Origin of the sequence: Shewanella sp. ZOR0012 (assembly GCF_000798835.1) — a bacterium.
GTDB classification, from domain to species: domain Bacteria; phylum Pseudomonadota; class Gammaproteobacteria; order Enterobacterales; family Shewanellaceae; genus Shewanella; species Shewanella xiamenensis.
Genome location: NZ_JTLE01000040.1, coordinates 1 through 965 on the forward strand (window position 1 = coordinate 1; position 965 = coordinate 965).

Here is a 965-nt window from a genome sequence, read left to right on the forward strand (position 1 = left end):
TCTGATGAGTTTTAGCGACTACATCGTGGCCCATTGCGAGGCCGATTTAAAGTGGATGGGTCCATTCCATTATCCATGACCAACAAAACCAAAGGTATTGCTTAGAAATTAAGCTTACCTGGGATATCTTGAACCTTGGCTGGACCATAACCTTACTGCTCGTTACGCATCTCTTGGCATTGAAATCCCTGTTTACGGGAGTCAAAACCACATTTTAGACCGCATTCCCAAGGCACGTTATCGTAAAAAGATGATTGCTCTTTGGCAAAGTCTCGACAGGTCTCATAGCTATTGAAATTATCAGTTTTTTTATACTTACCAGAATCATAACCATGGGTATAAATAAAAGATGACCAAGTTTCTGGGCGCGTGTCTTTCTCCCCTGAGGAGATAAACCAAATCGCGCTGGCAAAACAGGAAAGTAGGATCAATACAAATACAGGTACAACGGGGAATTTCATTTTTAATTAGAGGTCATAAAACAGTGTGCGAAGGATAATACTTTTTTAGGTAATATGCGCGTTAAAAAGTCACAAATTAATAACTTTATCCCTTATTGGGTATTGGATACAAAAAGATACGATATCATCTGAAATTTTCTATCATATTTACTAATTTATACAAAAGCTTACTGATTATGTGCTGTTAAGGGGAGCGTTTTGCATTAAGCTCGAGTTCAGGTTAGATTTTGTACGGTATAACGCAGAAACTATTAGGCCTAGGAGGCAAATATGAAAGTCCAGTTCCTATTACTCGCCGGTGTGTTGAGTTGCAGTAGTGTGTGGGCCGCCGATGAGGCGAAAACTGACCCTGTGACTGAAGACGGAGTGGTAAAGATTGTTTGGCAAAATCCAAAAGATTTTCGTGATATTAAATCTTCGGGCGAAATTCAGTCCCGTTATGAAAAGCGTTTATTCGATACCTTAACCACCAATATCAATAAAGAAGCCGTAAAAGTCTTAAAA

At 39.2% G+C, this 965-nt stretch carries 2 protein-coding genes; one reads left to right on the top strand and one right to left on the bottom strand.

Translation table 11 applies throughout. The annotated features are described in order from the left end of the window. Nucleotides 1–152: 152 nt before the first annotated feature. Complete coding sequence (locus L976_RS01360) at nt 153–461, bottom strand: hypothetical protein (protein WP_047533433.1); 309 nt, start codon at nt 459–461, stop codon at nt 153–155. A gap of 270 nt (nt 462–731) precedes the next feature. On the opposite strand from L976_RS01360, the gene L976_RS01365 reads away from it, so the two are divergent. After that, nucleotides 732–965 (top strand): DUF3016 domain-containing protein (locus L976_RS01365; protein WP_047533436.1); only part of this gene is annotated, 234 nt, incomplete at its 3' end.